The sequence below is a fragment of the Luteimonas sp. 8-5 genome, assembly GCF_029763755.1.
GTDB lineage: Bacteria > Pseudomonadota > Gammaproteobacteria > Xanthomonadales > Xanthomonadaceae > Cognatiluteimonas.
Map to the genome: position 1 here is coordinate 1 of NZ_JARUVM010000064.1, position 26,234 is coordinate 26,234.

General features: G+C 69.1%; 19 protein-coding genes, 1 tRNA gene and 3 pseudogenes. 7 read left to right on the forward strand and 16 right to left on the reverse strand.

Annotation, left to right across the window (positions count from 1 at the left end; all coding sequences use genetic code 11):
* Window positions 1-83: 83 nt before the first annotated feature.
* Window positions 84-576, forward strand: a pseudogene (locus QAA18_RS08205) (ComF family protein); the annotation flags it as partial.
* 209 nt (window positions 577-785) lie between these two features.
* On the opposite strand, the gene QAA18_RS08210 reads toward QAA18_RS08205, so the two are convergent.
* Both QAA18_RS08210 and ubiA read right to left on the reverse strand, forming a co-directional pair.
* On the reverse strand, window positions 786-2,195 hold the full coding sequence (locus QAA18_RS08210) for a TIGR00366 family protein (RefSeq protein ID WP_279412449.1): 1,410 nt from the start codon (window positions 2,193-2,195) through the stop codon (window positions 786-788).
* 2 nt (window positions 2,196-2,197) lie between these two features.
* A complete protein-coding gene (ubiA, locus tag QAA18_RS08215; protein ID WP_279412450.1) occupies window positions 2,198-3,070 on the reverse strand; it encodes a 4-hydroxybenzoate octaprenyltransferase in 873 nt (290 codons plus the stop codon).
* Between the two features lie 38 nt (window positions 3,071-3,108).
* Between ubiA and QAA18_RS08220 the strand changes: the two genes are divergently transcribed.
* Window positions 3,109-3,185 (forward strand) — tRNA-Arg (locus QAA18_RS08220).
* Window positions 3,186-3,242: 57 nt separating this feature from the next.
* On the opposite strand, the pseudogene QAA18_RS12915 reads toward QAA18_RS08220, so the two are convergent.
* From QAA18_RS12915 to QAA18_RS08235, 3 genes and pseudogenes are all read right to left on the reverse strand, one after another.
* Window positions 3,243-4,430, reverse strand: a pseudogene (locus QAA18_RS12915) (HAMP domain-containing sensor histidine kinase); the annotation flags it as partial.
* 80 nt (window positions 4,431-4,510) lie between these two features.
* The gene (locus QAA18_RS08230; protein ID WP_279412451.1) at window positions 4,511-5,170 is read right to left on the reverse strand and encodes a response regulator transcription factor; all 660 of its coding nucleotides are present in this window, start codon (window positions 5,168-5,170) and stop codon (window positions 4,511-4,513) included.
* Window positions 5,170-5,487, reverse strand: a complete 318-nt coding sequence (locus QAA18_RS08235) for a PepSY domain-containing protein (RefSeq protein ID WP_279412452.1) — start codon at window positions 5,485-5,487, stop codon at window positions 5,170-5,172. Before QAA18_RS08235 ends, QAA18_RS08230 begins: the two co-directional genes overlap by 1 nt.
* A 116-nt stretch (window positions 5,488-5,603) precedes the next feature.
* On the opposite strand from QAA18_RS08235, the gene QAA18_RS08240 reads away from it, so the two are divergent.
* Entirely contained in the window at window positions 5,604-7,649 is a 2,046-nt protein-coding gene (locus QAA18_RS08240) for a TonB-dependent receptor (RefSeq protein WP_279412453.1), read from the forward strand.
* On the opposite strand, the gene QAA18_RS08245 is transcribed toward QAA18_RS08240, so the two are convergent.
* From QAA18_RS08245 to QAA18_RS08290, 10 genes are all read right to left on the reverse strand, one after another.
* The gene (locus tag QAA18_RS08245) at window positions 7,615-8,544 is read right to left on the reverse strand and encodes an alkaline phosphatase D family protein (RefSeq protein WP_343226747.1); all 930 of its coding nucleotides are present in this window, start codon (window positions 8,542-8,544) and stop codon (window positions 7,615-7,617) included. The genes QAA18_RS08240 and QAA18_RS08245 overlap by 35 nt on opposite strands.
* A 24-nt stretch (window positions 8,545-8,568) precedes the next feature.
* Window positions 8,569-9,078: a PhoD-like phosphatase N-terminal domain-containing protein gene (locus QAA18_RS08250; RefSeq protein ID WP_279412454.1), complete on the reverse strand. Its 510-nt coding sequence runs from the start codon at window positions 9,076-9,078 to the stop codon at window positions 8,569-8,571.
* Window positions 9,075-9,884 (reverse strand): inositol monophosphatase family protein, encoded by an 810-nt coding sequence (locus QAA18_RS08255; RefSeq protein ID WP_279412455.1) that lies wholly within the window; start codon window positions 9,882-9,884, stop codon window positions 9,075-9,077. Before QAA18_RS08255 ends, QAA18_RS08250 begins: the two co-directional genes overlap by 4 nt.
* Before the next feature lie 8 nt (window positions 9,885-9,892).
* Window positions 9,893-11,236, reverse strand: coding sequence for an MFS transporter (locus tag QAA18_RS08260; RefSeq protein ID WP_279412456.1), 1,344 nt, complete (start codon window positions 11,234-11,236; stop codon window positions 9,893-9,895).
* Window positions 11,233-12,735 (reverse strand): CoA-acylating methylmalonate-semialdehyde dehydrogenase, encoded by a 1,503-nt coding sequence (locus tag QAA18_RS08265; RefSeq protein ID WP_279412457.1) that lies wholly within the window; start codon window positions 12,733-12,735, stop codon window positions 11,233-11,235. Before QAA18_RS08265 ends, QAA18_RS08260 begins: the two co-directional genes overlap by 4 nt.
* Before the next feature lie 26 nt (window positions 12,736-12,761).
* Window positions 12,762-13,571, reverse strand: a complete 810-nt coding sequence (gene iolB, locus QAA18_RS08270; RefSeq protein WP_279412458.1) for a 5-deoxy-glucuronate isomerase — start codon at window positions 13,569-13,571, stop codon at window positions 12,762-12,764.
* A complete protein-coding gene (gene iolE, locus QAA18_RS08275) occupies window positions 13,568-14,458 on the reverse strand; it encodes a myo-inosose-2 dehydratase (RefSeq protein WP_279412459.1) in 891 nt (296 codons plus the stop codon). The genes iolB and iolE overlap by 4 nt, the downstream gene beginning before the upstream one ends.
* On the reverse strand, window positions 14,455-16,299 hold the full coding sequence (gene iolD / locus QAA18_RS08280) for a 3D-(3,5/4)-trihydroxycyclohexane-1,2-dione acylhydrolase (decyclizing) (RefSeq protein WP_279412460.1): 1,845 nt from the start codon (window positions 16,297-16,299) through the stop codon (window positions 14,455-14,457). Before iolD ends, iolE begins: the two co-directional genes overlap by 4 nt.
* The gene (gene iolC, locus QAA18_RS08285) at window positions 16,299-18,209 is read right to left on the reverse strand and encodes a 5-dehydro-2-deoxygluconokinase (RefSeq protein WP_279412461.1); all 1,911 of its coding nucleotides are present in this window, start codon (window positions 18,207-18,209) and stop codon (window positions 16,299-16,301) included. Before iolC ends, iolD begins: the two co-directional genes overlap by 1 nt.
* A gap of 85 nt (window positions 18,210-18,294) precedes the next feature.
* A complete protein-coding gene (locus QAA18_RS08290; protein ID WP_279412462.1) occupies window positions 18,295-19,185 on the reverse strand; it encodes a MurR/RpiR family transcriptional regulator in 891 nt (296 codons plus the stop codon).
* Window positions 19,186-19,281: 96 nt separating this feature from the next.
* Here QAA18_RS08290 and QAA18_RS08295 point away from each other — a divergent pair, with 96 nt between their 5' ends.
* The gene (locus QAA18_RS08295; RefSeq protein ID WP_279412463.1) at window positions 19,282-20,280 is read left to right on the forward strand and encodes a Gfo/Idh/MocA family oxidoreductase; all 999 of its coding nucleotides are present in this window, start codon (window positions 19,282-19,284) and stop codon (window positions 20,278-20,280) included.
* A gap of 10 nt (window positions 20,281-20,290) precedes the next feature.
* Window positions 20,291-21,268, forward strand: a complete 978-nt coding sequence (gene iolG / locus QAA18_RS08300) for an inositol 2-dehydrogenase (protein ID WP_279412464.1) — start codon at window positions 20,291-20,293, stop codon at window positions 21,266-21,268.
* A 7-nt stretch (window positions 21,269-21,275) separates the two neighbouring features.
* Here the strand turns inward: iolG and QAA18_RS08305 are convergent, their stop codons facing one another.
* Entirely contained in the window at window positions 21,276-23,678 is a 2,403-nt protein-coding gene (locus QAA18_RS08305) for a TonB-dependent receptor (protein WP_279412465.1), read from the reverse strand.
* A 185-nt stretch (window positions 23,679-23,863) separates the two neighbouring features.
* On the opposite strand from QAA18_RS08305, the gene QAA18_RS08310 reads away from it, so the two are divergent.
* The gene (locus tag QAA18_RS08310) at window positions 23,864-25,921 is read left to right on the forward strand and encodes a phytase (RefSeq protein ID WP_279412466.1); all 2,058 of its coding nucleotides are present in this window, start codon (window positions 23,864-23,866) and stop codon (window positions 25,919-25,921) included.
* 98 nt (window positions 25,922-26,019) lie between these two features.
* Window positions 26,020-26,234, forward strand: a pseudogene (locus tag QAA18_RS08315) (cytochrome c5 family protein); the annotation flags it as partial.

Sequence of the window (26,234 nt, forward strand, 5' to 3'; positions counted from 1 at the left end):
CCCGGCCGGCCCTGGACCTGTGTCCGCAATGCCACGCGGGCCTGCCCTGGTGCCGGCCGGCCGCGATCACCGCAGCCGCGCCCTTGCAGGCGGTGGTCGCCAGCTTCGTCTACGCCCCGCCGGTGGACCACCTGGGTCCAGCGCCTGAAGTTTCATCGCGACCTCGCCGCCGGGCGCCTGCTCTCGCTGCTGATGCTCGAGGCCTGCGCCGATGCCGCGTATCCCGCCGCCCTGGTGCCGGTGCCCCTGCACCGCGCGCGCCTGCGCCAGCGCGGCTACGACCAGGCGTTGGAACTGGCGCGGCCAGTGGCCCGCCAGTTGCGCATCCCGCTGCGGACGGAGCTGCTGCAGCGCGCGCGCAACACCGCGCCGCAGTCGCGACAACAGCATGCAAGCGAGCGCCACGCCAACCTGCGCGGTGCATTCGCCGCGACACGCGGCATTACGATGCCGGCGCATGTCGCCCTCGTCGACGACGTCATGACCACCGGCGCGACCCTGCGCGCCGCCGCACAGGCGCTGCACGACGCTGGCGTCCGGCGCGTCGACGCCTGGGTCTGCGCGCACGTCCCGTAGGAGCACCCTCGCGGCCGAAGCATCGACCCACCCGCTTGGCTTAGCGTCGTGGAATGGCCTTGCCCAAGACGGGACCGTCGGAGGCATGGATGCCGACGACGAGGCTACATGGACGTACTCGCGCCGTGTCCCGGCTTGGGCAAGGCCATTCCGCGGCGCCCCGCACGTGAGCGGGCGGTTCGCTCTTGCTTCGCGCGCAAGGCGCGCTCCTACGGGAGGACGGGAGGGATGTAGGCGAGCGTGGTGCCGAGGAGCCACAGCAGACCGAGCACCAGCGGTATGTGCACCAGCAGCTGCACGAAGGTGAAGCCCACGATGTCGCGCGCCTTCAACCCGAGCACGCCGAGCAGCGGCAGCATCCAGAACGGATTGACCAGGTTCGGCAGCGCCTCGGCGCCGTTGTAGACCTGCACCGCCCAGCCCAGGTGGAACTGCAGCTCGTTGGCGGCCTGCATCACGTAAGGGGCCTCTACCAGCCATTTGCCACCGCCCGACGGCACGAAGAAACCGAGCACCGCCGAGTAGCTGCCCATCACCACGGCGAAGGTGTCGTGCGAGGCGACCTGCACGAACAGCGTCGACAGCCGGTGCGCCAGCGTGTGCCCGTCGGCGCCGGCGGCGTGCGTCAGCAGCATCGCGATGCCGCCGTAGAGCGGGAACTGGATCAGCACGCCGGCGGTCGACGGTACCGCGCGCGACACCGCGTCGAGGAAGCTGCGTGGCCGCCAGTGCAGCAGCAGGCCCAGCGACAGGAACAGGAAGTTGTAGGTGTTGAGGTTGGCGATCGCCGACAGCAGCGGCTTGCCGGTGAACTCCAGGTACAGCCAGCCGAAGCCCAGCAGCGAAAGCGCGATGGTCAGCAGCGGGCTGTGTTCCAGCCAGTCTCCGGGGCGCGTCGGTGGCGGCAACGCCTGCGGCTTGGCGACCACGCCCACTGCGTCGAGCGCGTCGGGAAAGTCGCGCACCGTGCGCACGGCGCTGCCGCGCGGCGCGGTGAAGTACGCCACCGCCAGCGACACCAGCACCAGCGCGCCGGTCAGCACCACCGACTGCCACAGCAGGATGGTCTGCCTGAAGGGCAGCACGCCGGTGATCGGCAACAGGCCGGGCGGCATGCTTGCGGGGTTGGCCTGGAGTTGCGCGGCGGACGAGCTGAGGCCCATCGCCCACACGGCGCCCAGGCCCAGGTAGGCGGCGGCGCCGGCGGCGCGGTAGTCCATGTCCAGGTCGTCGCGACGCGCCAGCGCGCGCACCAGCAGGCCGGCGAACACCAGCGAGAAGCCCCAGCTCAGCAGCGAGGTGAGCATGCTGGCCAGGGCGACGAAGGCGATCGCGCCGCGTCCGCTGCGCGGCCAGCGCGCGATGCGGCCGATGAGCCGCGCGATCGCCGGCGCGGTGGCGACCACGTAGCCGCCGATCACCACGAACGCCATCTGCATGGTGAAGGGAATCAGGCTCCAGAAGCCGCCGCCGAAGGCCTGCACGGTGTCGCGCGGACTGGCGCCGAAGCCGAGCGCGCACGCCGCCACCACCAGCACGCCCAGCACCGCGAACACCCAGGCGTCGGGAAACCAGCGTTCGGCGAACGCGGCGCTGCGCAATGCGAGGCGTTCGAGCACGTTCAATCGCCCCACAGCGCCAGCGCCAGGCCCGCGAACACCACCGCGCCGACCCAGTGGTTGTGCAGGAACGCGCGGAAGCACGCGTCGCGGTCGCGGTGGCGGGCGATCACGAACTGCCAGGCGACCAGCAGCACCGCCACGCCCAGGCCCCACCAGTACGCTTCGCCCAGGCCGGCCTGGCGACCGACCAGGGCCAGCGCCGTGAAGGTGCACGCGTACAGCACGCCCTGCGCGACCAGGTCCATGTCGCCGAACAGGATCGCGGTCGACCTGGCACCCATGCGGATGTCGTCGTCGCGGTCGACCATGGCGTACCAGGTGTCGTAGGCGGTGGCCCAGAAGATGTTGGCCACGTACAGCACCCATGCGACCGGCGGCACTTCGCCCTGGATGGCGGCGAACGCCATCGGGATGCCCCAGCCGAAAGCCATGCCCAGGTAGACCTGCGGCAGGTAGGTGTAGCGCTTGAGGTACGGATAGCTGGCCGCCAGCACCACGCCGACGAAGCTCATGTAGATGGTCAGCCGGTTGAGGGTCAGCACCAGCGCGAACGCCACCAGCATCAGCGCCGCGAACACCAGCAGCGCTTCGCGTCCGGACACCGCGCCGGTCGCCAGCGGCCGGCCGCGGGTCCGCTCGACCTGCGGATCGAGCCAGCGGTCGGCGTAGTCGTTGATCACGCAGCCGGCCGAGCGCGTCAGCCACACGCCGAGGCTGAAGACCACCAGCGGCCACAGCGGCGGCACGCCGTCGGCGGCCAGCCACAGGCCCCACCAGGTCGGCCACAGCAACAGCAGCCAGCCGATCGGCCGGTCGCCGCGGACCAGCTGCCAGTACAGGCCCAGTCGTTGCTTGAAGTCGGGGTCGTTCATGGCACGCCAGCGTAGCAACATGCGAGAATCCGCAACACGCGCCTGTAGCTCAGCCGGATAGAGTAGTGGCTTCCGAAGCCATTGGTCGGGGGTTCGAATCCCTCCAGGCGCGCCACTCCAGCTCCACCCGCAAGCCGCCCAGCGACGAGGCTTCCAGTGCCAGCGCGCCGCCGCTGGCGCGCACCAGGTCGCGCACGATCTGCAGTCCCAGGCCGCTGCCATGCGGCGACACGTCGACGGGCGCATTGCCCGCCAGTACCGCCTCGGCCTGCGCCGCCGGCATCCCGGCGCCGTCGTCCTCGACCAGCAGGCAGATCCGCTCCGATCCCCCGGCGGCCGACACTCGTACCTGGCGCGTAGCGTGGCGCACCGCGTTCTCCATCAGTGCCCCGAGGATCTCCGCCAGCGGTTCCTCGCCGACCGGCAGGCCGAGCCCGGTGGGTACCTCGATCGCGAAGGCCAGGGTTTCGCCCTTCTCCGTGTGTTCGAGCACGTTGGCCAGGCGCTCGACCACCGCAAGCACGTCCACGGTGCCGGCCTGCATCCCGCCCAACCGCTGCACCCGTGCGCGCGCGAGTTCGCCCTCGACCACCCGTGCCATTGCGGCAATCGCCTGGTCCATGCCGTCGGCCGCGGTCGCGGCCCCGGCTTCGCGCGCACGCCGGCTTTGCGCCGACAGCGCCGCCAGCGGTGTCTTCAGGCCGTGCGCCAGGTCGGCTGCGCGGCGACGCGCGTGGGCAAGGTCCTCGTGCCGCGCTTCGGCCAGCGCATTGATCGCTTCGACCAGCGGCTGCACTTCGCGCAGGTGCGCCGCCGGCAAGCGCGCATCCGGGCTGCGTGCCAGGCGTTCGAGATCACCGCGAATCCGGTCCAGCGGTTGCAACCCGACGCGCACCTGCAACCAGGCCGCCAGCAGCAGGACCAGCCACATGCCGGCGAGGAACAGCGCCAGCTCGCGTCCGAACTCGGCACGTGCGTCGGCAAGCGGCGCCTGGTCCTGGGCGAACTGCACGACCACCGGCGGATGGTCGGCATCCACGCTAACCTGGCGCTCCAGGATCGCAACAGCCTGGTCGAACGGTCCACCGGCATGGCGCAAGCGCCAGGCATCGGCCGGGGCGCGGGTCGGGACTGTCAGCGCGCTGTCCCACAGCGAACGCGAGCGCAGCACGCCCGCCGCCGTCGACACTTGCCAGTAATAGCCGCCGGCCGGCTTGCGCAGGCGTGAATCGCTGGGCTCGGCTTCCAGCAGCAGCTGGCCGCGCGGGTCGAAGGCCAGGCCCGACACCAGGCCGAGCGCGTCGCGGGTCATTTCCGCCTCGAGGTTGCGTTCCAGGTGGCGCTCGAACAGCACCGTCATGAATACCCACGCGATGGCCAGCGCGGCAAGGATGCCGGCCGCCGCCGCCAGCAGCAGCCGCCAGCGCAGCGAATGGCGGCTCACTCGCCCCCCAGCAGGTAGCCGAAGCCGCGCCGCGTGCGGATCAGTTCGCTGCCGAACTTGCGGCGCAGGCGCGCGACGATCGCCTCGATGGCATTGGCATCGTTGCCGTCGGACGTCCCGTAAAGATGATCGGCGAGTTCACCGGCGGAAACCGCGCGTCCGGGCTGATGGGCCAGGTAATCCAGCAACCGGAACTCCAGCGGCGAGACCCGTGCTGGCGCGCCGGCATGGGTCGCCGTCATCCGCACCGTATCCAGGCGCAAGGCGCCGGCCTCGACCAGCGGCGACAGCTTGCCGGCACCCCGGCGGACCAGCGCGCGCACCCGCGCTACCAGCTCGCCCATCTGGAAAGGCTTGGCCAGGTAGTCGTCGGCACCGGCCTCGATGCCCTCGACCTTTTCGGTCCAGTCGCCGCGCGCCGACACGATCAGCACCGGGAACGCACGGCCGGCCTTGCGCCAGCGGCGCAACACGCTGAGCCCGTCCAGGCGCGGCAAGCCGAGGTCCAGCACCACCGCGTCGTAATCCTCGACGTCACCCTGGTACCACGCCGCATCGCCATCGCCAACCTGGTCGACGAGGAACCCGGCCGCCTGCAATGCGACCTCGAGGTCGGCGCGGATATGCGGCTCGTCCTCGGCCACCAGGCAACGCATCAGTCGTCCTTGACCTTCAGCACCTTCGCGGTGCCCGCGTCGATGTACAGCTTGCGCACGCGCCCTGCTTCGGTGAGCACCTTGACCTCGTACTCCCAACCGTCGTCCTCGCGCTCGAGTTCGACCTCGATCACGTCGCCGGGAACGCGCTCGCGTGCCGCATCGAGGATCCGCGGCAACGGCAGGATCTCGCCGCGACGGAGCAGTTCGCGCGCCTCGACATGGTCGTGGTCGTCGTCGCCGGCTTGCGCCACGGCGGGGGCCAATACCAGCAGCAACGGCAGCAGGTATCGATGGGTACGAATCAGCTTGGTCATGTCCATGGGCCAGAGGATGCGGACGGCTGCCTGACAACGACCTGACAGCAGCCGATCGCGCGGTGTCAGCAAGGCCAGCATAGCGTGGCTGCCAGTGGCCAGGGAAAGGACGGGGAATGCGCGTTTACGATCAACCGACGAGCCGGCTCGCCTGGCTGGTGCTGGCTTGCGTGGCACTGGTCAATGCAATGCCGGCGCAAGCGCAGTCGTCATCCGCGGCGGCCGCACCGGAAGTCTTCCTTGCCGAATACTTCCGCGACGCCGCACCGGCCAATGCCGGTGACATGCTGGAGCGGGTGCCGGGCTTCACCCTCATCGAGGCCGACGCCGACGTACGCGGCTATTCCGGCGCCGCCGGCAACGTGCTGGTCGATGGCGCCAGGCCAACCAGCAAACGCGAGGAAACCTCGGAGCAGTTGCAGCGGATCCCGGCCAGCGCAGTGGAACGGATCGAGCTGATCCGCGCCGGCGCGCCCGGCATCGACATGGGCGGCTATGCGGTGCTCGCCAACATCGTGCTGCGCCACGAAGCACAAACCACGAGCGCGATCGAAACCGGGCTGGTCGCCTCCACCGACGGATGGTCGGCACCGCAGGCCACGCTCCAGTACACGCGTCGCCGCGATGATCGCCGCCTGGAGCTGGCGTTCGCACAGGAGCCCGAACTCGACGACGACACCGGCGACGGCGCGATCCTGGTGCGCGAAGCGGAGGCTGCCGACGCCGAACACCTGGACTGGAGCACCCGTACGCCCAAGCGCAAGCGTTCGGCGACGGCCGCCTGGCAGCAGCCGTTCGCTGCCGGGCAGCTTGCGCTCAATGCGGCGTTGCGCGGCGAGCGCGCGCGCGTGGATACCTTGATCGGTGCCGGCGAACGCATCGCCGAGGATGAGGAGGTTCGCGAATCCGAGTTCGGCGCGCGCTACAGCCGCGACCTGGGCGCGCGTACGCGCCTCGACGCGATGGCAACGCGCCAGCGCGCGCGACTGGAGGAATCCGAGGATGCCGTCGAGGACGGCGAGCAGGAGCGGTTCCGCGCCTACGCCGACAGCGGCGAGACCATCGGCCGGATCGACCTGGCGCACACGCGCAGCGACACGCTGTCGTTCAATGCCTCGCTGGAGGCCGCCGCGAACTTCCTGCAGGGCGACGCCCGGCTCGAGGAGGACGGTGTCGAAGTCGCGCTGCCCGGCTCGCGGGTGCGGGTCGAGGAGCAGCGTGCGCAAGCTGCTTTCGGTCTTGCCTGGCAGCCGCGACCGGCATGGGCACTGGAAGCGGGCCTGCGCCTGGAGCGGTCGGTACTCTCGCAATCGAGTCCGGACGGGCACGATCGTTCGCGCAGCTTCGTCTATCCGAAACCGCGGGTCGCCTTGCGCTGGACGCCCGGCGACGCCGATGAATGGCGCCTGGCGGTGTCGCGCGAAGTGGGCCAGCTCGAGTTCGAGGACTTCGTCGCCTCGGCATCGCTGGAAAGCGGCACGGTCAGCGCCGGCAACGCCGAATTGCGTCCCGAACGCAGCTGGCGCGCGGTGCTCGGCTGGGAACATCGCTTCGGCGCCGACACCGCGCTCACCCTCGACTGGACCCATGAGCGCATCGACGGCGTGGTCGATCGGGTGCTGGTGATCGACGGAGACGAACTGTTCGACGCGCCCGGCAACATCGGCGACGGCCGTCGCGACACCCTGGCTGCCGACCTGGCGTTGTCGCTGCAAGGCCTCGGCCTGCGCGGTGCGCGCTTGCGGGCCACCGCGCTGTGGCGAGACAGCGCGGTGACCGACCCGGTCACCGGCGCGCGCCGCCGGATTTCCGGCGAACAGCCGTTCGAAGGCGAAGTCGAACTGAGCCAGGAGTTGCCGGCGTTGCGCATGCACTGGGGCGTAGAGGTGGAACACATCGCCGAGCGCGAGACCGAGTACCGCTACGACCGCATCACCCGCGAATCCGAAGACGCGGGCTGGACGCTGTTCGCCGAGAAGCGACTCGGCACCCACTGGCGCCTGCGCGCGGAACTCACCGACCTGTTCGGGCGCGACTTCGAGGAATCGCGCGTGGACTATGCCGGGACCCGCGCCACCGGCAGCATCGACGAGTACACGCTGCGCCAGCGGCGCACGCCCGGCACGATCAGCGTGACGATCCGTCGTAGTACGGGTGGTTAGGCCAGCCCTCGGGCGGATCGAAACCGTAATAGCCCTTGCCGGCGCGGAAGCGCTCCAGCCGCTCCACTTCCTTCGGGTCGGCCTTGCGGTCCCAGGTGCGCACGCCATTGCGCAGGTCGTCGGGCGTCAGCTCCAGCGGCTCCCAGACCGGTTCGCCCATCACGTCGTGCAGGGTGTAGGTCAGCCGCGGCGTGTCGCCGGTGAGGTCGAACTGCAACAGGCCGACGTTGACCGAGCGCGTCCAGGTATCGCGCACCCGCACCTCGGGCGCCTGCCGGGTGTTCTTGCTGGCCGGCATCTGCGCCAGCGGCGAGGAGCACAGGTCGTAGATGTCGTAGCCACCACGCGACGACCATGGAATGCAGTTCAGCTCGCCCATGTGCGAATCGCCGGAAATGCACACCACGCCCTCGATGCCTTCGTCGCGGATGAAGTCGAAGATCTCGTTGCGCTCGGTGAGGAATACGCCCCACGAGTCGCCGCCGTCCTCGTTCTCCGCGGCCGACCAGCCGCCGCCGATCGCCATGATCTTGAACGGTGCGGTACTGGCCTTGAGCTCGCGCTTGAGCCACGCTTTCTGCCGCGCGCCGAGCATGGTCTTGTTCGCGTCATCGACCTGGGTCGTCGGCGAGCGGTGGTAACGGCCGTCGAGCACGAAGAAGTCGACGCCGCCGTACTGCTGGCGGAAGTAGACACCCGGATTGTCGGCTTCGCCGTAGGACGGATTGGCCCAGAAGCTGCGGAAGATCCGCAGCGAATCGACCTTGAACGGGTTGCTGCCGGCCGAATCGTTGTAGCCGAAGTCGTGGTCGTCCCAGGTCGCGATCTGCGGGGTCGAGCGCAGCAGCGGTTCCAGCCGCTCGACGTTGCGTCCGCGCGCGTACAGGTCGACCAGGCCGTCTGCCCAGTCGCTGTCGCCCTAGCTGTTGTCGCCAAGCCAGATGAAGAAGTCCGGCTCGAGCGGGCGCACCACGTTCCAGATCGGCTGGTCGGCGTCGAACTGGATCCGGCACCACGAACCGAAGGCGACCCGGAACGCAGCCGGGCCCGCCGGCGCGGTGCGGGTGCGAGACGGAAGCGGTTGGTAACGATCGTGCACGCCGGCGTAGCGCAGTCGGTACCAGTAGTCGGTGGACGGCTGCAGGCCTTCGGCGCGCAGCACCACGCAACCCTCGTCGGCCTGGCGCGCCTGCGTCGTCGGCACAGGCACGAGGTTGCGGAACTCGCGATCGGTGGCGATTTCCAGCGCCACCTCGAACAGGCCGCTGGGCCGAACCCAGACGTTGACGTGGTTCGGTCCGGGGGCGCCGATCATCGGTCCCTGCAGCGCGCGCGGATAGCCCAATGCCTCGGCGAATGCGCGCGGCATCGCCGCCAGCAGGGCGCCGAGCCCGCCCAGTTTCAGGAAGCCGCGTCGTGGAATCCTCATGCCGGTTCCTCCCTTGCCTGGTCCAGGAATTCGAGCAGTGGCGCATGCACTACGCCGTTGCTGACGAGCACGCTGGTGCCGAACGGATCCAGCACGCTGCCGTCGGCCGCGGTGGCGATGCCGCCGGCTTCCTGCACCAGCAAGGTGCCCGGCGCCATGTCCCAGGCGCACAGCGCGTTTTCCCAGTAGGCGTCCCAACGGCCGGCGGCGACCCAGGCCATGTCCACCGCGCAGGCACCGGTGCGGCGGATGCCGGCGCAGCGCGGCGTGAGCAAGGCCATCTCGCGCGCGAACCGCGCCTGCGCCGGCTTGCCCGCAAACGGAATCCCGCAACCCAGCACTGCTTCGACCAGCGTGGCGCGACCTGACACATGGATGCGCTGGCCGTTGAGCCAGCTGCCCTGCCCGGCCTCGGCCACGTACATCTCGTCGAGCATCGGCAGGTAGGTCACCGCAGCGACCACCCGGCCCTCGCGCGCCAGCGCGATGTTGACGCCCCACAGCGGTGCGCCGAACAGGAAGTTGGTGGTGCCGTCGAGCGGATCGACGATCCAGGTGTTGTGCGCGTCGCTACCGGCGCGCACGCCACCCTCCTCGCCCAGGAATCCGTAACCTGGCTGCGCGACGGCGAGCAGGCCGCGTACCGTCGCCTCGGCTTCCTCGTCGGCGATCGACACCAGGTCGGCCGGGCCACTCTTGGCCCGGATCCCGAGTCCGGAAAGCTGGGCGAAATGACGCTTCAGGCCGCTGCCTGCGGCCTGCGCCGCGGCGATCATCGCCGTCAGTTCGAGCGAGGGTTGCAGCATGTCGTTCCTCAATCCTGGAGCCGGGTGCGCCACAGGCTGGCGGCCAGCAGCATGGACAGCACCGACGATCCGATCCAGAACCAGATCACCGGGCCGAAGTCGTAGACGCGGTCGTCGCCGACCATCGTCATGCCGTGCTGGATCAGCGAACCGCTCACCTGCTCCTGGATCGCCGCGCCGGTGTAGCTGAAGATGCCGATCACGCCCATCGCCGCACCGGCGACGCGCTTGGGCGCGATGTCGACGGCGAACAATCCGCCCAGCGACGTCACCAGGCCGGTCAGCCCCATGCCGAACAGCAGCATCGCCACCACCAGCACCGGCGTCGAATTGGGCCCGAAGAAGAACAGGCCCAGGCCGAGCAGTTCGATGACCGCGAACAGCAGGTTGGCCGGCGGCCGGCGTGCGCCGAACCATTTGTCCGAGATGAAGCCGAACGCGACCGCACCGGCAATGCCCGCGAGCGTGCTGGTCATCAGCAGCGTGCCGGCGGCGGGCAGCGAGAATCCGCGCGCTTCCTGCAGGTAGAGGATGCCCCACGAGTTGATCGCGTAGCGGGTGATATAGGTGGTGGCACTGGCCAGGCACAGGATCCAGATCGCGGGGTTCTTCAGGATCGACAGTTGCAGCGCCAGCACCGAGGTGAGCCTGGGCTTGTTCGAACCCTCGTAGCGATCGCCCTTCCAGTCGTTGACTTCGGGCAGGCCGAGCGTGCGCGGACGATCCTGGATCAGCAGGTAGCAGCCGATCGCGGTCGCGATCCCGATCAGGCCCGGCCCCCAGAAACCCCAGCGCCATCCGAGCACGCTGACCGCGAACCCGACCACCAGGAAGGTCAGCCCCTCGCCGATCGAATGCGCCGTGCTCCACACCCCGTAGGCGCGTCCGCGCTCGCGGTTGGAGAACCAGGCGGTCATCGCCACCACGCCGCCGGGCGCGCCGAAACTCTGGAACCAGCCGTTGAGGCCCCACAACACCACCGCCAGCCACAGGGTGGTGGCGAAGCCCATCGCCAGGTTGCACAGCGCGGTGAGCATGAAGGCCGCCGCGAGGAAGCGCTTCATGTTGGCGTGGTCGGACAGGAAGCCGTTGGTCAGCTTGCCCAGCGCATAGGTATAGAACAGCGCCGACCCGATCGTGCCGAGTTCGGCCGGGGTGAAGATGCCGCCGTCGATCAACGGCTTCTTGACCACGCCCAGCGCCAGGCGACAGGTATAGATCAGGCCGTAGCCCAGGGTGATGGCCAGCATCACCCGGAAACGGTGACGGCGATACTGGCGTGCGACTTCCTCGGCGTCTTCGATCAGCGGGCGATCGGCGCCGGTGGCGAAGTAGCGCAGGAGGCCGTTCATGCGTGCGAAGTCGGCATGAGGAAGCTGGCGTCGGCCACGCCGCCACTGCTGGGCCAGCGCTGGGTGACGGTCTTGGTGCGGGTGAAGAAGCGCACGCCGTCCATGCCGTACTGGTTGAGGTCGCCGAAGCCGGAGCGCTTCCAGCCGCCGAAGCTGTGGTATCCGACCGGAACCGGGATCGGCACGTTGATCCCGACCATGCCCACTTCCACCTGCTCGGCGAACTCGCGCGCGGCATGGCCGTCGCGGGTGAAGATGCTCACGCCGTTGCCGTACTGGTGCCGGGTCGGCAACGCGATCGCCTCTTCGAAACTGTGCGCGCGGACGATCTGCAACACCGGACCGAAGATCTCCTCGCGGTAAGTGGTCATGTCCGGCGTGACATGATCGAACAGGCTCGGCTTGAGGAAGAAGCCGCCCTCGTGTCCGGGCAGTTCGAAGCCGCGGCCGTCGACCACCAGCTCCGCGCCCTCGTCCACGCCCGCCTGGATCCAGGTTTCCACCCGCGCCTTGTGCGCGGCATTGATCAGCGGGCCATAGTCCGCGTCGTGATCGGTGGAGACGCCGATGCGCAACCCGGCAATCGCGGCAAGCAACTTCCCGCGCAACGCCTGCGCGGTGGCTTCGCCGACCGGCACCACCACCGGCAACGCCATGCAGCGTTCACCGGCCGAGCCGTAGGCGGCGCCGATGATGCTCGCCACCGCCTGGTCGAGGTCGGCGTCGGGCAACACGATGCCGGGGTTCTTGGCGCCACCCATCGCCTGCATCCGCTTGCCATGGCGCGCCCCGGTGGCATACACCTCTTCGGCGATCGCCGAGGAGCCGACGAAGCTCACCGCCTTGATCTGGCGGTGGCGCAGGATCGCCGCGACCGTGTCCTTGTCGCCATGCACGACATTGAGCACGCCCGGCGGCAGCCCGGCCTCGAGCATCAGCTCGGCCAGCCGCACCGGGACCGAGGGATCGCGTTCGGACGGCTTGAGGATGAAGGCATTGCCGCTGGCGATTGCCGGCCCGAACATCCACATCGGGATCATCGCCGGGAAGTTGAACGGGGTGATGCCGGCGACCACGCCCAGCGGCTGGCGCATCGAGTACACATCGATGCCGGGCCCGGCGCCCGGCGTGAACTCGCCCTTGAGCAGGTGCGGGATGCCGCTGGCGAACTCGATGACCTCCAGTCCGCGCTGCACGTCACCGCGCGCGTCGGCCAGGACCTTGCCGTGTTCGCTCGACAGCAGTGCGGCCAGTTCGTCCATGTGCGCCTCGAGCAATTGCCCGAAGCGCACCAGGACGCGCGCCCGCCGTTGCGGGTTCAGCGCGGCCCATCCCGGCTGCGCTGCCGCGGCGCCGCGCACCGCCTCATCCAGCTCCGCCTGGCCGGCGAACGCGACCTGGGCCTGGACCTGGCCGTCATTGGGGTTGAAGACATCGCCATGGCGTCCGTCGCCACCGGCCATCCGGCGACCATTGATGAAATGTTCGATGCTGCGCATGGGTGTCGTTTCCTGCTTCGCGTGTGTCAGTCCCGGCGCGCGATCCACGCGTGCGCCGGATCGTTGCGGAACGCCCACTGCCGGCGCGGGCCGGCCATGACGTTGAGGTAATAGAGGTCGTAGCCGTGCGGCGCGCCGACCGGGTGGTACCCGCGCGGCACCATCACCACGTCGCCGTCTTCCACCGCGATGGTCTCGTCGAGCGAACGGTCGTCGGTGTACACGCGCTGGAACGCGAAACCCTGCGGGGGCTGCACGCGGTGGTAATAGGTCTCTTCCAGTTGGGTCTCGACACCCGCCTGCGCGGTATCGTGCTTGTGCGGCGGATAGCTGGACCAGTGCCCGCCCGGGGTGATCACTTCCACCACCAGCAGGCTTTGCGCCGGCTCCGTCTCCGGCAGGATGTTGCGCACGTAACGGGTGTTGGTCCCGCTGCCGCGGGTTTCCCGCGACATGCGCGCGGCTTCGATCAAACGTGGCTCGCCGCCTTCCTGCGCCGGTGCACTGCACACCGCAAGCTCCACCGCGTCGCGCGCAATGACGGTCCACGCGACGCCTGCGGGCACGTACACCGCTCCCGGCGCGCGATCCTCGAAGGGCGAGCCCCTGCCACCGACGGCATCGAAGCGACGATCGCCCACCTCGATGTCGGCGCATCCGGCCACCAGGACCAGGCAGGTTTCGCGGTCGCTGCTGGACGCGGCGTGTCGCTGCCCGGCGTCGAGCCGCACCAGGCGGAAGCCTACATGGTGCCAACCCGCGCTGGCCGGGGTCACCTCGAGCACGGTGCCGTCGCTGTCGGGGGCATGCGGGCGGACGCGCAGCGAATCGCTCACTGCAGGCCCGCCCGGGTCGCGGCGGCGCGCAACGTCTCAAGACCGAGCGCGGCATAAGTGCGCGGGTCGGCTTTGGCCGGGTCCTGCTCGGCCTCGACCACGATCCAGCCGTCGTAGCCGATCGCGGCCAACCCCCCCATCAATGCGTCGAAGTCGAGGTTGCCGTCGCCGGGCACGGTGAACATCCCGGCGAGGACGCCGTCGAGGAAACTGTCGTGGTGTTCGGCCGCGTGCGCGAACACCGCGCTGCGCACGTCCTTGCAATGCACGTGCGCAATCCGCCCCGGATGGTCGCTGATCACCTGCAGCGGGTCGATCCCGCCCAGCGCCGCGTGCCCGCTGTCCAGGGTCAGCCCGACCGACGGGCCGGTGTTGTCGATGAAACGCTGCAGCTCGGCCGCATCCTCCACCACCGTGCCGAGGTGGTGGTGGTAGGCGAAACGCAGGCCGCGAGCGGCAACATGGTCGGCGACCCGGGTCAGTCGTTCGCCGAACTGCTGCCATGCATCGGCTTGCAGGTGCGGCGTGCCCGACATCGGGATGGTGCGGTTGCCATGCACCGACCGATGCACCTCGGCGAACACGAACACCTTGCTGCCCAGTGCTTCGAGCAGCGACAGGTGCTCCTGCAGCGCAGCGATCTCCGCGTCCGCGTCATGCGCCAGCAGCGCGCCGCTGTACCAGCCGCCGACCAGGTCGAGCTCGTGCCGGGCCAGCAACGCGCGCAGCGCCGCGGGGTCGCGCGGGAAGCGGCCGCCAAGTTCGATGCCCTGGAAACCGACCTCGTGCGCATCGCGCAGGATGTCGTCCAGCGGCGTATCGCCGCCGAGCTCGGGCATGTCGTCGTTGCTCCAGGCGATCGGGCTGACCCCGAAGCGGATGCTCATCGTGGCTCCTCGCGTTTGCGCAGGCGGGTTTCGTAGGCGCGGCGTGCGCTGGTGACTTCCGGGCGGCCCGACACTTCCGGCACGGCCACGTCCCACCAGGCGCCACCCGCGCCGGTGCTGGCGCGCGGATCGGTGCGGATCACCACCACATGGCTGCGGCTCGAGGCGCGGGCACGTGCGAGCGCGGCGCCGAGCTCGCCCAGGGTGTCGACCTGTTCCGCTTCGGCGCCGAGGCTGCGTGCATGTGCGGCGAAGTCGATCTCGGGCAGCGCCGCGTGGCGGCTATCGGCGAGCAGGTTGTTGAACCCGGCGCCGCCGGTGGCGTGCTGCAGGCGGTCAATGCAGCCGAAACCGCGGTTGTCGAGCAGTACCACGATGATCTTGTGGCCGAGCATCACCGAGATGGCGAGCTCGGAGTTCAGCATCAGGTAGCTGCCGTCGCCGAGCATGGCGACGACTTCGCGGGTGGGCGCAGCCATCTTCGCGCCCAGTGCGCCGGCGATTTCATAGCCCATGCACGAATAGCCGTACTCGACGTGATAGCCGCCCGGTTGCGAGGTGCGCCAAAGCTTGTGCAGTTCGCCCGGCAATCCGCCCGCGGCCGCGACCACCACCGCGTCCTCCGGCATGGCCGCCTGCACCGCGCCGATGACCTGCGCGTCGCTGGGCAGTGTCGTCCCGGGATCGCCTGCGACCGCCGCGTCCACCGCGGCATGCCAGGCCGCGATCGCCGCGCCGTCCTCGCGCTGCGCTTCGGGCGGCACGCGCCAATCGTCCAGGCGCTTGCGCAAGGCTTCCAGCACCAGGCGCGCATCGCCGACCACCGGCTGCGCGCCGTGCTTGTGCGCGTCGCTCGCCTGCACGTTGACCTGGAACAGGCGCGCCTGCGCGAACAGGCTGCGCGACCCGGTGGTGAAATCCTGCAGGCGCGTACCGATACCGATCACCAGGTCCGCCGCCTGCGCCGCCGCATTGGCGGCACTGGAGCCGGTGACGCCGATCGCACCGAGGTTGCACGGATGGTTCCAGTGCAGTGCGCCCTTGCCGGCCTGGGTCTCGGCAACCGGCAGTCCGGTGGACTCGGCCAGCGCCGCCAGTGCCACTTCGGCCTGCGCATAGGCCACGCCACCACCGGCCACCAGCAATGGCCTGCGCGCGTGGCGGATGGCTGCGACCAGCGCTTCCAGTTCGGTGGCATCGGCAGGCGTGCGCCGCAACGGCCACGCACTCGGTTCGAAGAACGCGAGCGGGTAGTCGAAGGCTTGGGCCTGCACGTCCTGGCAGAACGCCAGCGTTGCCGGGCCGCAGGCAGCCGGGTCGCGCAGCACCGCCATCGCCCGCGGCAAGGCATCGAGCAATTGTTCCGGGCGCTGGATGCGATCGAAATAGCGCGACACCGGACGGAAGCAGTCGTTCGCCGACACCGTGGCGTCGGCAAACGCTTCGATCTGTTGCAGCACCGGATCCGGTCGCCGACTCGCGTAAACGTCGCCGGGCAGGAACAGCACCGGGAGGCGATTGACGTGGGCCAGCGCGGCGGCGGTGACCATGTTGGTGGCGCCCGGGCCGATCGAGCTGGTGCATACCATCGCGCGCTGCCGCCGCAATTGCTTGGCGTACGCGATCGCCGCATGCGCCATCGCCTGTTCGTTGTGCGCCCGCCAGGTCGGCAGCGCGTCGCCGGCGGCATGCAGCGCCTCGCCAAGGCCGGCGACATTGCCGTGGCCGAAGATCGCCCAGGCCCCGGCGAAGTACGGCACCGCCACGCCGTCCACGTCGACGCGCTGCGCGGAGAGCCAACGCACCGTGGCCTGGGCGGCGGTGAGGCGGATCGTCGCCATCAGCCGGCCCTGCTCGCGGCGGCCCAGGCATCGACCAGCACACCGAAGCGGCGCGCCAGTTCCGCGATCGCGGCTTCGTCGTCGATGTCTCCACGCAACCAGCGCTCGGCGGTGTCGGCGAAGATCGTGCGCCCGACCGCGAAACCCTTCACCACCGGCATGCGGGCAGCCACCTGGAACGAGGCGACCAAGGTTTCCTCCGGGGCCGACAGGCCCAGCAACACGACACCCCGGCAGTATGGGTCGTTGCGGTTGATGGTGTCCTCGATGCTGTGCCACGCCTGCGCACTGTCGCTGGGCTCGAGCTTCCACCAGTCAGGCTTGATGCCGATGTCGTAGCAGCGCTGGATCACCCGTGCAGCGGTGTCGTCGCCGACCACCCCAGCGCGCGAGGCGATGATTTCCAGCAACAGCTCATGGCCGGTGGCGCGAGTCGCATCGAACAGGCGCAGCAGCTGCCGTTCCTGGCGCTCGCGCAATGCAGCCGGATCGTCCGGGTGGTAGAAGACCAGGCACTTGACCACATGGTTGCGCGGCCAGGACATCAGTTCGGCGGCCACGTCCGGCCCGCCTTCGAACTCCAGCGGGCAGGAACCGGGGAGCTCGATCGGGCGGCCAATCCAGTAGGGGAAATCGGCCGCGACCTCGAGGGCACGCATGCCGTAACGGCCGTCGAGCAACACGCCGAAGCCGGGATCGCCACCGGCAAGCCGATCCACCGCGCGCAGGGCCAACGCCTTGAATGCGGGGAGCTTCTCCAGGCTGGCCCCGGTGCTCGCGCAAAGCGCTTCGAACTGGCTGCGGTGGTCCATGGCAAGCACCGTCAATCGCGGCCAGCTACCCGCGCGCGTCGTCGCCCAATGCACGTGCGCCAGCGCGGCGTCCTCGCGCAGGCGGAACGGGCGCTGCGTGTTCGCCAGGAACTGATCCAGCTCGGCCCGGGTCGGCATCGCCGGCGAGCAGCCATGCCGCGACACGACGATCGCGCCGCAGGCGTTGCCCCACGCGCAAGCGGTCGCCAGCGGTTCGTCGCGCAACCAGCCGCGCAGGAAGCCGGCCATGAAGGCGTCGCCCGCGCCGAGCACGTTGAACGCTTCCACTGCAAAGCCCTCGCCGACCACGCCATCGTCCAGTCGCGACGGAATCGCCCCGGGGAACGCCACGCAACCCTGCGGCCCGCGCTTGCACACCAGCAGTGCCGGGGTCGTCGCCCGGATCGCGCGCAGCGCGGCGATGGTGTCGGTGCTGCCGCCCAGGATGTGGATTTCTTCCTCGGTGCCGACGACCAGGTCGCACAGCGGCAGCACCTGCTGCAGCCGCGCGGTGACCGCCGCATCGGCGACGAAGCGGTCCTCGCCCATGTCCTTCGGCGCCAGGCCCCACAGCACCGGACGGTAATCGATGTCGAACACGACCTTGCCGCCATTGGCGCGGGCGATGGTGCAGGCACGCAGCGAGGCGTCGAACACGTTGCCGCGCGACAGGTGGGTGCCGTTGACCAGCACCGCGCCAGCGGCCGCGACCAGGTCCTCGTCCACGTCCGCGGGCTGCAGCGCCATGTCGGCGCAGTCCTCGCGATAGAAGATCAGCGGGAAATTGTCCGGGTCGCGGATGCCGAGGAACACCAGCGCGGTCAGGCGTTCCGGGTCTTCACCCACGCCGCGGACATCGACGCCCTCGCGCGTGAGCTGCTCGCGGATGTAGCGGCCGAAGTGGTCGGCGCCAACCCGGGTCAGCAGTGCGCTGCGCAGGCCCAGGCGGGCGGCGCCGATGGCGGTGTTGGTCGGGCTGCCACCCACGTACTTGGCGAACGAGCGCATGTCCTCCAGCCGCCCCCCGACCTGCTCGCCGTACAGGTCGATGCAGGACCGGCCGATGGCGACTAGATCGAATTGCTTTTCCGCCACCATGCAGCCACTTCCCCAACGCCGGGCACAGGCGCCCCTTTTCTATTGCAACATATATTCTTTCTGTACTTGAAATGCAACATTCATTTCATTTTTTCCGCCGTGCCGGCTTGCGTTTCGGCACCGCGATGGCGCCCTCCGGTGGCGGGTTGGCGAAGGCATAGGAAATCACCAGCGCCTGCGCCAGGCACATCGACACCGAGAGAGACCGGAACTTGCGGATTTCCGCTTCGCGCACCTGCAGCACCTGCGTCGCCGGCTTGGCCACCCGACTCACCAGGCTGTCGGTAAGGGTCAGTACCTTGCAGCCGCGCGCCACCGCGGCTTCGACCAGGTGCACCGACTCTTCCGCATACGGGTGGTAGCTCACGGCCACCAGCAGGTCGCGCGGCGACAGTGAATGCACCTGCTGCATCGCCATGCCGCCGACGTTGTCGACCAGCACCGTGCGCTTGTCGGCCTGGTGCAGCGAATACGCCAGGTACGCAGCCACCGGGAACGAGCGCCGGAAGCCCGCCACGTGCACTGTGTCGGCGTCGGTGATCAGCTTGACCGCGTGCGCCATGTCCTCGCCGCGGATTGCCTTGCCGAGGTTCTCCAGCGCCAGCACGTTGCCCTCGACGAACTCGGCCAGCACCTGTCCCGGATCGCCGACCTGCTTGCTGTCGACCTCGCGGGTGAACTCGCGCACGCGCTCGCCGTAGCCCTGCGGCACGCTGCCCAGCAACCCGTCGACGAACAGGCGCTGCATCTGGCTGGCGCCATCGAAGCCGAAGTGCTTGGCGAAACGGACGATCGCCGACGGCTGCACCCCGGTGCGCTCGGCGAGCACGGCCACGGTCTCCAGCGCCACTGCGCTGGGTTCGTCGAGCACGTAGCGCGCGATCTGCTTGAGCCGTTTGCTCAGCGATTCGTACTGGTCGAGGATCGCGGCCCGCAGTTCCTCCACGCTCCCCGGAACCTTCCTGGGTCCAGCCATCGACCTCTCCTCGCGACGGCCATCCCGTCGGTTCTATTGAATTATCAAACAGAACAAATATTCTATCCGCGGCGGATCCCCGCCGGGGAGACGACATTGGAGCAGATCGCCATCGCCCTGGTGGGTGCCGGACGCATGGGCCAGGTACACGGGCCCAACGCCGCCGGCCATCCGGGCCTGCGCCTGAAATACGTCGTCGACTCCCGGGCCGATGCCGCAGCCGCCATGGTGGCGCGCACCGGGGCCGGGATAGCGAGCCTGGAGCAGGCGCTCGCCGACCCCGAAGTGGGCGGGGTGCTGGTCTGCAGCACCACCGACAAGCACCTGGAACACGCGCTGGCGGCGGTCCGCGCCGGCAAGGCGGTGTTCTGCGAGAAGCCCATCGGCCTGGACCTGGCCCAGGTGCGCGAAGCGCAGCCGCTGTTCGACGGATCGCGCTTCCTGCTGGGCTTCAACCGTCGTTTCGACCCCCAGTTCCGCGTCCTGCGCCAGCGCCTGGCGTCCGGTGAAGTGGGCACGCTGGAAACCCTGCACCTGGTGAACCACGATCCGGCCGCGCCGCCGCCCGGCTTCATCCCCAACAGCGGCGGGCTGTTCCTGGACTTCACTATCCACGATCTCGACCTCGCCCGCTGGCTGCTCGGCGAAGAGCCCTGCGAAGTGTTCGCGATGGCCAGCTGCCTGGTGGATCCGGAGATCGGCCGGCTCGGCGACGTCGACACCGCGCGGGTGCTGCTGCGCACCCCCGGCGGCCGCCTGTGCGTGATCTCCAACACCCGGCGCAGCGGCTGCGGCTACGACCAGCGGATCGAGGCGTTCTGCGCCGACGGTCGCCTTGCCGCCGGCAATGTGGGCCACGACCGGGTGGTGGCGCTGACCGACGCCGGTAGCCGGGGCGCACCGATCCTGCCCGACTTCCAGCATCGCTACGCCGACGCGTATCGCGCCCAGATCGATCATTTCGCCGAGGTGGTGCACGGCCGCGAAGCGCCTGCGGTCGGTTATGCCGATGGCGTCGCCGCGCTTGCGCTGGCCGATGCCTGCGCACGCTCCGCGCGCTCCGGTGCCGCCGTCGACCTCCTCGTGGCCCCCTGAAGGAAACCGCATGCACAACATCGCGCTCATCGGTGCCGGCCGCATCGGCCGCATCCACGCCCACAACGCCACGCGCCACCCACGGGTGGCGCTGGCGGCCATCGTCGATCCGCAGGAAGGCGCCGCCAGCGCCCTGGCCAACGAATGCGGCAGCCGCGTCGCCACGCTCGAGCAGGTCCTCGCCGACCCGTCGATCGCCGGCGTGGTCATCGCCAGCGCAACCGACACGCACCTGGAATACAGCCTGCGCGCGGTCCAGGCCGGCAAGGCGGTGTTCTGCGAGAAGCCGGTGGACCAGGACCTGGCGCGCGCACGCGGTGTCGCCAGTGCCTTGTCCGGCGCCCGTCTGCTGCTGGGGTTCAACCGCCGTTTCGACCCGCATTTCGCCGCGCTGGAATCGCGGCTGCACGCCGGCGAAGTCGGCGCGCTGGAAAGCCTGCAGATCACCTCCAACGATCCCTCGCCGCCGCCGCCGGCCTACGTGGCCGTGTCCGGCGGGCTGTTCAAGGACATGGCGATCCACGATTTCGACATGGCGCGATGGTTGCTGCGCGAAGAGCCGGTGGAAGTCTTCGCCCGCGGCAGTTGCCTGGTGGATCCGGAGATCGGCCTCCTCGGCGACGTCGACACGGCGCGGACGCTGCTGCGCACCGCCAGTGGCCGCCTCTGCGTGATCGCCAACAGCCGGCGTTCCGGATTCGGCTACGACCAGCGGATCGAAGCGTACGGTTCGGGGGGGCTGCTGCGCGTGGACAACGTGCACGAAACCACGGTCCAGGCATGGACCGCGCAAGGCGCGGCCAGCGACCGGTTCCGCAACTTCTTCCTCGATCGCTACGCCGAGGCGTACCGACGCGAGATGGACCACTTCGTCGAGGTCCTCGACGGTGCCACGCCCGCCGTTGGTTACGACGATGGCGTGGCGGCGCTGGCGCTGGCCGAAGCGGCCGCCGAATCGGCGCGCACCGGCCAGGTGTGCAGGCCCTGACCCGGGGTCAGAACACCACGCGCAAGGTCAGCGTCCAGCGCGGCGACGAGTTCTCGCGCTCGACCTCGTAGGCATCCACCACGTAGGCGCCCTGGTTTTCCAGGATCTCCTCGCCGCTGTCGCCGTCGAAGCCGGCCTCGGCCTGCCTGCTGTCGGCATCGAGCAGGTTGTTGCCAGTCAGGCGCAGAACGACGTTGTCTCCCATTCGCTTCTCGAAGAACACCTCGAGGTTGCCGTCGTACAACTGGCTCTCGATCTCGCCGAAGGTGACGAAGCGCGACTCGCCTTGCTTCTGGTAGCTGAAGCCGAAGCTGGCATCGAGCGACGGCAGGTTCTGGGTCACGCCGGCGTTGTAGACGTAGGTCGGCTGGTAGTCGACGCGGATGTCGCCAGTGCCGGCGGGATCGGCGCGCTCGGACCAGAGCCGGGTGTAGTTGGCGAACACGCCGGTCTCGTCCAGCCCGATCATGTCCAGCGGCGTCGACAGGTCGAACTCGAAACCATGCGTCTTCGCATCGCCGATGTTGCGATAGCTGTAAAGGCCGCCGGGATAGTCGTCCGGATCCAGTCCCAGGGCGGATACCGGATCGCCGGTGTTGACCAGCGCGATCAGGTCGCTGATGTCGCGCGTGAACACGTTGAAGCCGAGCACGCCGCGCTTGCCGATGCGGTGCTCGTAGCCGAGATCGAGGCCGATCGAGGTTTCGAAGTCCAGGTCGGGGTTGCCGACGGTGACATCTTCGTCGCCGGGCGACTCGAGCGAAAGCGCCGGGACCAGCTGGTCAATGGCCGGCCGGCGGACCGTCTTGGCCACGCTGAAGCGCAGCTGGTCGCTGTCAGTCAGTTTCCACTGCAGGTGCGCGGACGGATTGAGCATGAACACGCTGTTGTCGGCGCTGCCGGACTCGGTCTCCTGGGCGACGCCGCCCTCGGAGAACACGGTCTGGAACTGTTGCGTGGTCTTGGTGCTTTCGGCGCGCACGCCGGTTTCGAGCACTACCGACGGCGACAGGTTCCACTTGACCAGTCCGTAGACGTCCAGCCGGTCCTCGGAGTACATGAAGCGGCCATCGCTGCCGCCGTAGTCGTCCTCGTCGAGGTCTTCTTCCAGCAACAGGCCGTAGTCGCGATCCTTCCACTTGGCCGAGAAGCCGATCTTCAGCTCCGCGCCGTTGGCCGCCCAGCCGGGAAGCTCGCGGGTATAGGACCCGCCCAGCATCCATTCGCTGTCGTCCGCGTCGACGACCTCGCGCTCGACCAGGCCGTCGGGCGTGTCGGCATAGGTCAGCTCGGTGCTGTCGTCGACGAAATTGGTATAGCTGGCATCGAGCTTGATGCTGGACACGTCGCTGAGCGTGCGCTCGTACAGGCCGGTGACGCCCCAGCTGTCCTGGTTGAAGTCCGCGTCCTGGAATTCGAGTTCCGGGTTTTCGAGATCGAGCCCGCCGACGCTGCCGTCGCCCTCGTACACCACCGTGTCCTGGTGCTCGTCGCGGGCGGTGCTCAGGTAGAACGCATCGAGACGCAGGCTCGAATCCATGTCGATGTTCCAGGTCACGTCGCCGTTGAAGCTGACGTCGCGCGAATCGCGCCAGTCCTGCTCCTCGGTGCGCTCCACCGCCACCGATTGCGAAGGATCGTCCCATTGCTGCAGGCTGCGGCCCATGCCTCCGCTCGCGACCTCTTCCGCGAATCCGACCGAATCCTCCTCGAACACTTCCTCGACGACATCCTTGTTGTTGAACCGTTCCTGCGCGTCGAGGGTGAGCGAGTAGAAGACGTCGCCGGCGTCGTTGCCGCCCGAGGTCGACACCGCGAAGTTGCCGCGCTGCTTGCCGTTGTCGACGTCGTGGGTGACGCCGGCGCGCAGGATCATTCCCGGCGGCAGGGTGGCGCCGTCCTTGAGGATGATGTTGATGGTGCCGCCCACGCCCTGGCTGTCGATGTCGGCGCCGGGCGAGCGGATGATCTCGATCCGGTCGACGATCTCGGCCGGGATGCGATCGACGAAGACGGTGCGGTCGTTGCCGGCGCCGGGACTCGGCCGGCCGTTGACCAGCACCTGGGTGTAGCCGTTGCCCAGGCCGCGCAGTTGCGGTGCGTCTGACTCGCCGATGTCGCTGGTGAAAGCGACGCCGGGGACCCGTCGCAGCTGGTCGCCGACCGATACCGGCTCGAAGTCCTCGAAGAACTGCTGGTCGTACACCAGCTCCGGCGCGGCCGTCTCGGTGCGGTTGCGATACTCGATATCGCCCGCGACGATGATGCCCTTCAGGGTTTTCGGTTCTTCCTGGGCCGCCGGTGGCGGCACCTGTGCAGCGGTCGTGGATTCCTGTGCCAGCGTGGTGCCGGCGGGTAGCAAGGCGGATGCAATCATCACCGCAAGCAGGTCGCGTTTCAGCTTTTGCATGACCAGTCCCTCCCGAGGACTTTCCCCAAAAGGCGGCCACGCCGGGTCGCCGTGAGGCGACACTACGAACAAAGATTCCAATTTGCAACCCATTTGGAAAGTTTCGTGCAAGATGGTGTATCGTTCTGCCGCGCGCGCCCTTCGCGCGGGCGATATCAAGGCGTTATCAACTGGAGACCACAGGGATGACTTCCCCGAATCGCATGATCCTGGTGTTCATGGCCACCCTGGCCGGCTGGTCGGGCGCCTGCCTGGCACAGTCGCCGGGGGAAGCCGTCCCGCTGGTCCGGGCGACGGCACAAACGCAGCCCACCGACAGCGGCGAAACCGACGCCGCGGCGCTACTGCGCGCCGGTGCCGATGCCTGGGTCCTGGCCACGGCCAAGCTGGCCGGCCTGGAAAGCTATGGCCTGGACGGGCAGCGGCGCGGGGCCACGCCGGCCGGCGAAGTCGCGGCCGTCGCCGTCGCCCAGGACGTGCGCTTCGGCGATCGTGCGCGGACGGTCATTGCCACGATCGACACGACCGGCAACTTCCTGCGCCTGTTCGCCGCAGGCCCGGATGGCGGCCTCGCCGAGGTCGGCGCACAGCCCGTCGCGCTCGGCTTCGCGGGTGAAGGCCTGTGCCTGTTCGAACACCCGCTGGACCATTCCCTGCACGCCTTCGTCGTCGGCGACGGCGGCGAGATCCAGCAGCTGCTCATCCACGCGCGTGCCGACGGACAGCTCGATGCACGGCCGGTGCGCCGGATCCAGGTGCCTTCGACGCTCAAGCAGTGCGCGGCCGACAGCCACGGCCATGTCTATGCGAGCGAGGAAGCCGTGGCGATCTGGCGCTTCAACGCGGACCCCGAGGCCGATCTTGGTGCGGTGATCGTGGACACCCCGTTGCGGGGCCGGCTGGAAGAGGAAGTCGGCGGCGTCGCCCTCTATGACGGCGGCCCGGGACGACAGCTGCTGCTGGCGTCCGACGCCTCCGCCGGCCGTATCAATGCCTACGATCGCGAGCGCTCCGGCACCTACCTGGGGAGCTTCCAGGTAGGCCCACCCGGTGCGGGCGAACCGGTCGGGGAACCCGGCCGGTTGTTCGCCACCGCCGCCGCGGTCGGCAAGGACTATCCATCGGGGCTGCTGCTGGTCGCCGACGACGATGCCGCCAACACCAAGCTGGTGTCGATGGCTGCCGTGGTCGATGCCCTCGGGCTGCCCGCGCCTGCCGTAGCACCGGCGCAGGCGCCGCCGGTACCGCCACCGGCGATCGTGCGCGCGCGCGTGGAGACGGTTCCCGCCAACAGCTACGGCGATGCCGCCGACGACCCGGCGATCTGGGCCAACCCGAAAGACCCCGGCGCAAGCCTGGTCGTGGCGACCGACAAGAAGGCCGGCCTTTATCTGTATGACATGCAGGGTCGGGTCGTGCAGTTCCTCGCCGACGGCAAGATGAACAACGTCGACCTGCGCGAAGGATTCCCGCTGGGTGGCAAGCCGGTGGTGCTGGTGGCCGCCAGCAACCGCAGCGACGACGGCATCTCGCTGTACCGTCTGGATACCGCCGCACGCCGGCTGGTCGATGTCGCCGCCGGACCGCAACCGACCGGCTACGTCGATCCCTATGGGCTGTGCATGTATCGCAGCGCGCGCGATGGCGGCACCTATGTGTTCGTCAACGGCGACGACACCGGCCTGCGCCAGTGGCGGCTCCACGACGCCGGCAACGGCAAGGTGCGCGCCGAGCTGGTGCGGGAGCTGGCATTCGAGTCGCAGACCGAAGGCTGCGTCGCCGACGATGCCAACGGTGCGCTCTACGTCAACGAAGAGGACACTGCCCTGTGGCGGCTGTCGGCCGAACCCGATGGCGGCGATGCGCGGGTCGCAATCGCCCGGGTGGACGGCAACCCCGCGATGAAGGACGACCTGGAAGGCATCGGCCTGTACGACCTGGGCGATGGCCGCGGCTACCTGGTGCTGTCGAGCCAGGGCAACGACACCTATGCGGTGTACCGTCGCGAGGCGCCCCAGGAGTACCTGGGTTCGTTCGCGGTGGTCGCCGATGCCGGTGCCGGGATCGACGGCATCTCCGAGACCGACGGACTGGACGTCAGCAGCCTCGACCTGGGGCCGGGCTTCGAGCACGGCGCGATGGTGGCGCAGGACGGCCGCAACGTGATGCCGGTGGAAAACCAGAACTACAAGTACGTTTCCTGGAGCGACATCGCCGCAGCCCTGGGCCTCGAGTTGCGTTGAGCCGACCGCCCGCGGGCATCCCGGGGGCCGCCCGGCGATTCGCTTTGGGCCAATCGATCTGGAATAATCGGACTGGTTTTCCGGAGCCCCACGATCAGATGCGCAACTACGACCTCGACTTCCTGAAGCGTTTCTCGATGGTGCTGGCCTTCCTGGCGGTGGTCACGCTGGGCCTGATCCTGTTCGCCATCCACCTCAACGGGGTGATCCCGCCGGAAGTCTCGCCGCAGGCGCAGCAGCGCGAGCAGGCCCGCATCGCCCCGATCGGCGCGGTCTATGCCGGCACCACCGGCGCCGCGGCCCAGGCCGCCGC

What these genes read in the sequence shown, in the direction of transcription:
- ubiA (WP_279412450.1), bottom strand. Translation starts at nt 3,070, where the DNA reads ATGAACGACCCCGACTTCAAGCAACGACTGGGCCTGTACTGGCAGCTG.
- QAA18_RS08230 (WP_279412451.1), bottom strand. Translation starts at nt 5,170, where the DNA reads ATGCGTTGCCTGGTGGCCGAGGACGAGCCGCATATCCGCGCCGACCTC.
- QAA18_RS08235 (WP_279412452.1), bottom strand. Translation starts at nt 5,487, where the DNA reads ATGACCAAGCTGATTCGTACCCATCGATACCTGCTGCCGTTGCTGCTG.
- QAA18_RS08240 (WP_279412453.1), top strand. Translation starts at nt 5,604, where the DNA reads ATGCGCGTTTACGATCAACCGACGAGCCGGCTCGCCTGGCTGGTGCTG.
- QAA18_RS08250 (WP_279412454.1), bottom strand. Translation starts at nt 9,078, where the DNA reads ATGAGGATTCCACGACGCGGCTTCCTGAAACTGGGCGGGCTCGGCGCC.
- QAA18_RS08255 (WP_279412455.1), bottom strand. Translation starts at nt 9,884, where the DNA reads ATGCTGCAACCCTCGCTCGAACTGACGGCGATGATCGCCGCGGCGCAG.
- QAA18_RS08260 (WP_279412456.1), bottom strand. Translation starts at nt 11,236, where the DNA reads ATGAACGGCCTCCTGCGCTACTTCGCCACCGGCGCCGATCGCCCGCTG.
- QAA18_RS08265 (WP_279412457.1), bottom strand. Translation starts at nt 12,735, where the DNA reads ATGCGCAGCATCGAACATTTCATCAATGGTCGCCGGATGGCCGGTGGC.
- iolE (WP_279412459.1), bottom strand. Translation starts at nt 14,458, where the DNA reads ATGAGCATCCGCTTCGGGGTCAGCCCGATCGCCTGGAGCAACGACGAC.
- iolD (WP_279412460.1), bottom strand. Translation starts at nt 16,299, where the DNA reads ATGGCGACGATCCGCCTCACCGCCGCCCAGGCCACGGTGCGTTGGCTC.
- iolC (WP_279412461.1), bottom strand. Translation starts at nt 18,209, where the DNA reads ATGGTGGCGGAAAAGCAATTCGATCTAGTCGCCATCGGCCGGTCCTGC.
- QAA18_RS08290 (WP_279412462.1), bottom strand. Translation starts at nt 19,185, where the DNA reads ATGGCTGGACCCAGGAAGGTTCCGGGGAGCGTGGAGGAACTGCGGGCC.
- iolG (WP_279412464.1), top strand. Translation starts at nt 20,291, where the DNA reads ATGCACAACATCGCGCTCATCGGTGCCGGCCGCATCGGCCGCATCCAC.
- QAA18_RS08305 (WP_279412465.1), bottom strand. Translation starts at nt 23,678, where the DNA reads ATGCAAAAGCTGAAACGCGACCTGCTTGCGGTGATGATTGCATCCGCC.
- QAA18_RS08310 (WP_279412466.1), top strand. Translation starts at nt 23,864, where the DNA reads ATGACTTCCCCGAATCGCATGATCCTGGTGTTCATGGCCACCCTGGCC.